Source organism: Aliivibrio sp. 1S128 (assembly GCF_001691065.1).
GTDB lineage: Bacteria > Pseudomonadota > Gammaproteobacteria > Enterobacterales > Vibrionaceae > Aliivibrio.
This window is the reverse complement of sequence record NZ_MAJV01000177.1, coordinates 1-5,886: the sequence shown is the minus strand read 5'-3', so window position 1 is coordinate 5,886 and position 5,886 is coordinate 1. Positions and strand designations below refer to the sequence as shown.

At 36.3% G+C, this 5,886-nt stretch carries 6 protein-coding genes; all 6 read left to right on the top strand.

From position 1 onward, the window contains the following. Nucleotides 1-1,628: type VI secretion system tip protein TssI/VgrG (tssI, locus tag A6E03_RS19065; protein ID WP_065601536.1), on the top strand; the 1,628-nt coding region annotated here is incomplete at its 5' end. 5 nt (nt 1,629-1,633) lie between these two features. Next, the gene (locus A6E03_RS19060) at nt 1,634-2,431 is read left to right on the top strand and encodes a DUF4123 domain-containing protein (RefSeq protein WP_065601535.1); all 798 of its coding nucleotides are present in this window, start codon (nt 1,634-1,636) and stop codon (nt 2,429-2,431) included. A 44-nt stretch (nt 2,432-2,475) separates the two neighbouring features. Next, complete coding sequence (locus tag A6E03_RS19055; protein WP_255310674.1) at nt 2,476-4,230, top strand: DUF2235 domain-containing protein; 1,755 nt, start codon at nt 2,476-2,478, stop codon at nt 4,228-4,230. After that, the gene (locus A6E03_RS19050) at nt 4,227-4,844 is read left to right on the top strand and encodes a DUF2931 family protein (protein WP_065601533.1); all 618 of its coding nucleotides are present in this window, start codon (nt 4,227-4,229) and stop codon (nt 4,842-4,844) included. Before A6E03_RS19055 ends, A6E03_RS19050 begins: the two co-directional genes overlap by 4 nt. A 5-nt stretch (nt 4,845-4,849) precedes the next feature. After that, nucleotides 4,850-5,476: a DUF2931 family protein gene (locus A6E03_RS19045; RefSeq protein ID WP_065601532.1), complete on the top strand. Its 627-nt coding sequence runs from the start codon at nt 4,850-4,852 to the stop codon at nt 5,474-5,476. A gap of 8 nt (nt 5,477-5,484) precedes the next feature. Beyond that, on the top strand, nt 5,485-5,886 hold a 402-nt coding region (locus tag A6E03_RS19040; RefSeq protein WP_141677313.1), incomplete at its 3' end, for a DUF2931 family protein.

Below are 5,886 nucleotides of genomic sequence, written 5' to 3'. Positions count from 1 at the left end.
TTGAAATCGAATTATTTAACACTCATCAACCGCGTGAATATTGTGTCCAGTATGGTGAATCGGATTTTGGATTTATTCAACGATTGATGGCAGAGGAAGGCTTAGTTTCTTATTTTGAGCATACTGATGTAGGGTCTAAACTCATTATATCTGATGGCCCTGAAATCTATACAGAGCTTCCTCCTCTTTGCGTTGTTGCCGACAATGGAATGGTAAAAGATGGTAATACCATTACCTCATTAATGAAGAAGCAGAAGGTCAGTGTTGGTAAGGTATCAGTAAAAGACTATCATTTTGAAACTCCGCAACGTCATCCTGTTGGCGCTCATCAGCAAGACGATAAAGAAAATCAAGCTTCGGAGTTAGGATTAGAGCAATATCATTATCCTGCGAATAAGAGCACATCAGAAGCCGCAACCCTACAAGCTGCATTAGTATTGAAACAAGCGAGAACGAACACAATAGAGTTAATTGGCGAGAGTGATTGCGCCCAATTAACGGTAGGTCATTTTCAACCGATCCAAGAACATCCTAATTCAGAATGGAACGATACTTGGTTGCTCACTCAAGTGTTTCATAGTGGCCAACAACCACAAGTGCTTGAAGAGTTAGCGGATGGGAGTTCAAGTTATCATGCCAGCTTTCGATGTTCGCCTTGGCACCTTCCTTTTAAAACAAAATCAGAGCCTAAACCATTAATTCATAATGTCGATACCGCGATTGTTACAGGTCCTGAGAATGAAGAGATCTATTGTGATGAGTTTGGACGAGTCAAAGTACAATTTCATTGGGATAGAAACGGTCAAGGAAATGAGAAGACAAGTTGTTGGTTACGAACTTCTCAAGGCTGGGCGGGCAATCAATATGGGCAGTTTATTTTGCCAAGAATAGGGCATGAGGTCATTGTTAGCTTTATCCATGGTGATCCAGATAAACCTATCATTACAGGATCTCTTTATAATGGCGATAATAAGCCTCCATATACTTTACCTGAGCATAAAACACGTAGTACCTTTAAAACCTCAAGCTCTCTTGGTGGTGAAAATTTTAATGAACTGCGTTTTGAAGATAAAAAAGACGCCGAGCAAGTTTATATACATGCAGCAAAAGACATGGACTGCCAAATTCAGAACAACCAAACGGTAGAAGTGTTTAATGATGAGCATAAAGTTGTACATAACAATCAATTCAATGAGATAAAAAACAATAGAAATACAACCGTTGATGGTAGCCAGTTTGAAACCATTAAAGGAGATTCTCATCATCAAGTTCATGGCTCTGTTCATAGCAAAGTCGGTAAAAAACGATTAGAAGAGATTGGTTCTGAATTGCACTTAAAATCAGGGCAAAAAATAGTGTTAGAGGCAGGAACTGAAATTACCATTAAAGCCGGTGGCAGTGTCGTAAAAATTGACCCCGCAGGCGTTCATCTTATTGGGTCTGCTATTAACCTAAACTCCGGTGGTAGCGCAGGAAGTGGCAGCGGTTATGCAGGCAAAGTAGCCCTATTGCCTATGGGGAAAGAGTTAGAGAAAGCTGGCGCCCTGCCAATGAAAGCATCAAAAAGTTCAATGCAGAATGCTCAAAAGCTCAATGCAATCGCTGTTAAATCTTGTGGAGAGGAATAAAAGTAATGCGTGAGCAAAGTTATCTTATTGTTAATCCGCTTGAAGATAAGAATGTTATTGAACGCTTTTATCATTTTGGTGGAAATGATGCTTTCCCTCTGTATTTAGATTCTGAATTTGATGCACAGAAAGAGATTGGTCCATGGTTGCTGCCTAACCCTACTGATGATTTTTTATTTTACTTTCAAGGGCAACCATCTGGGTTTGTTATTTATTACTCCGACAGTATTGAAACCCAAATAGAACACTGGAAAAGCTTAACGTTTGCAGGGCTTGACGGTGAGCTTGTTTTGTTTCGATATTATGATCGAATAATCTTAGAACCGATGTTGTCAGCTTTTAGCCAAATAGAATTATCAACGTTTCTTGGGACGGCAAGTCAGATTAAGATTATATCTAATGACATCCCTGTTAGTTTTAAGAATAGCGCCCCAAGGCTTACTCATCAGCTTGAACCATGGTGGAGAATAGAAAAACACCATTCTCAATATTCACTTAAAAGACACGCATGGATTGTTGAGCGCTTAGGGTGGCAGCGTTTCCCGGAGCTAATGAAAACAGTTTATAACTTAAATTTTGATATTCAGTTGAAGCTAATTGGCTTTCTTAAGCAAGGTAGATCTTACCAACTTAGTAACGAAGAATTAGAAGCTTATTCTATGGTTATGCTTTCTAAAAATACACAATGGGAAGAGCAAACTGTTTTTGATGCTTGGTATCTGGATGATAAGCAAATAAATACGGTTAAAAAAGCAGGGAAGCTAGCAATGAGTAATGCCCTTCAACAAGGAAGTGAAATATGAGTGATCGTTGTATTCCTTGTGAAAAAGTAACCAATTGGGTTGAATTGGATTTCAGAGATGAAAATAATCAACCTTACGAGGGCATTGAAGTCACCATTGAAGACGCTGTTGGAACCATTCAAACCATAAGTTTAAAAGCAGGCTCGAACCTTATTGAGAATATAGCGAGTGGCCCAATAAAAGTTAGCATGGAGCCTCAAGAGTTAATTGATCTTGTTGAAGACCGGGATAAGCGAGTTGAATCAGAAAGCTCCCCAGTTGTTGATTTTTCTAAAGAAGAAAAAGGTGGCTTAGAAGGTGATGTAAATAAGGTATACCAGCAAGTCACACTAGGTGATTTATGGAGTAAAGCGCCTGATTATCACTTTCCTGAAGAACACCATAAAGGAAAGCTAGGAAATATAAGTTTTGTTCATAATGAAAGCTACGTTATTGAAATTTTAGATTTTACTAAGCAAGAAATTCGTTTTGGTGTCTTTTTTGATGGAACGGGTAACAATTCGTTTAACGCTGATTTTGGTGCAATGTGTGATAAAGACGGTTTTGTGCCAGATGAAATACAAGGAGTATGCGAAGACCTAACTTCTTTTTCGAAAAGACACCGAGGTAGTTATGATAATTCAATAACGAATATAGGGCGTCTAAGTGAATCCTATGATTCAGAGCAAAAAAATGTATTTAGTATATATATGGAAGGAGTAGGAACGAAAGCGTTAGAAGAGGATGAACGTTTTCCGGATATGGGATTAGGTGTTGGCGATCGTGGTGTTATTGCGATTTCAATGAAAGCTATTGATGATATGTTTTTTGAATTAAATAAATTAAACCTTAGTGTTAATCTTATCAAATTAACCTTTGATATTTTTGGATTTAGTCGAGGAGCTGCAACAGCAAGGCACTTTGCTAACGAAATATACAAAAAGCAAGATGGTTTGGTATATCAGAAATTACAATTAAATAGTTTTTCTAAAACAAGTATTAACTTTATTGGCTTATACGACACAGTATCAGCCATCGGCTGTATTAAAGATTTACTCGATACAACAGACGAACACAATCATGGTATTAACCTATATCTACCTAAAGACATTGCTAATAAAGTGGTGCATTTTACCGCGCACCATGAGTGTAGAGATAATTTTGCATTAAATTCAGTTGCTCCAGAACATCAAGAAATCGCCTTACTTGGTGTTCATTCAGATATCGGTGGTGGATATAAAGATCCGATTGATAGTGTGATGATTATGAAACCATACTTACGTAGCATTACTGAGGATGATTGGCATGTCGAACAGAAATTTAATAACAAAGCAGCAGCAAAAATAGAAGAGATGAAGCAAGAATTTTTGCCTTATGTTGTTTCTACAAGTTGTTTTTCACAAAATAATGTACTGAAAATAAGACTCACTAATAAGCATTGTCGATTTAGAGCCACATTATCAATGACGCGAGACATTTCACCCGATCTTCAGCTACTTTCATTTAACTTAATGCATAAAATAGCGCTCGAAAATAAGGTGCCGCTTTCTAATAACACTCTAACTTTTGATGCTAAATTAACTGAACTCTATTCATATTATGAAGATTGTTATAATCATTCAAAAAATATCTCGGGTTTATCTATTATAAAAGAAGTACCGGAATCTTTGTCATCCTACGTTTTAAAACACTATATCCATTGTTCAGATCATTGGGCGCTAGATACTGGGATGTATACAATGAAGCCTAGGATTAATCAATATGGAGAGCGTGAAAGACAAATTTGGTCTCATAAAAAACAGAAAGGATATCCATTTTGAATAAGTACCTTTTAATTACTCTTTGTTTATTAGTTTCCTCTTGCTCAACTAAATCTCACATTAAATCTCAGCAATTAGATGAGTGGCGAGTTTCTACGATGGCACCAAAATATTATTCAGCGTATGTTGATATTATGTTGATTACAGGTGAGAAAAAGCAAGGTGGGTGGAGAGGGATGGTTACAAAATCTACTAAGTTTTCTAAACATCCAAACTCTTGGGAGGGAAGAGAAAGATATAATTCAGGTTATTCAATTCAAAGTACTGAATTACCTGGACTAGTTTATATTCGTTGGCATTCATTAGCGAATAAAGTCACTTATAATAAAGCAATTAGGATTTCCGACGATATTCGAAATAAAATGCGTGAATATCACGATATACGCTGCGGTTATTATGATTTATTACTTCCATATAAGAATAATATTTTATTGGGTTTGGCTCCTGATGGAATGATTTCTGTATTTCTTAATGGCGGATGCTTTGATAATGAACTTCAATTTAAAGTACAAGCCGTAGAATATAAAGTAGCTGATGATTTTGTGTATCCAGAGTTAAAAAAAGAATCTCAAGCTTATGTTGATGAACACGGTGTCCCCGTTGGTATTTGGTAAAAATAGTGATTAATTTTAATCGATGTATTCTCATTATTTTTTGTCTATTGATTAGTGCTTGTTCAGCTAAACATCAAGTTAAATCTCAGCAATTAGATGAATGGAGAGTTTCCACTATAACTCCAAAGTATTATATTGTAAGAGTGGATACCGTTCTTATTTTTGGAGAAAAGAAAAAAATAGGTTGGAAAGGAATGGTAGGAAAGACAACGGTATCTTCATCGGATCCTTTAGGTTGGGCGGGAGGGGAACGTTATAATTCCGGTTACTCAATTAAAAGTATTGAGTTGCCTGGCTCTTTATATGTCCGTTGGCATTCTTTAGTGAATAAAGTCACTTACAATAAAGCAATTAGAATTTCCGATGAGATACGAAATAAAATGCGAGAATATCATGATATTCGTTGTGGTAAGAGTAACAAACTTAGACCATACAAAAATAATATTTTATTAGGCTTAGCTCCAGATGGAATGATTTCTGTATTTCTTAATGGCGGATGCTTTGATAATGAACTTCAATTTAAAGTACAAGCCGTAGAATATAAAGTTGCTGATGATTTTGTTTATCCAGAGTTAAGTAAAGAAGCCCAAGCTTATGTTGATGAGCATGGCGTTCCCGTTGGTATTTGGTAAAAATAGTGATGAATTTTAATCGATGTATTCTCATTATTTTTTGTCTATTGATTAGTGCTTGTTCCGCTAAACATCAAGTTAAATCACAGCAATTAGATGAATGGACAATTTCGACTATCTCACCTAAATATTACACAGTAAGGGGTGATATTTTATTGATTGTTGGAGAGCGTAAACAAGGTGGATGGAGAGGAATGGTAGGGAAAACTACCATGGAATCTGAAAATCCTTTAGGTTGGGATGGGGGTGAGCGGTTTCATTCAGGGTATTCAATTAGTAGTACAGAGTTACCTGCTTCTTTTTATATTCGCTGGCATTCATTAGCGAATAAAAAAACATATAATAAAACGATTAAAGTATCTGAAGATATTCGAAGTAAAATGCGAGAGTACTGTAGTGGTCAAGTAAAA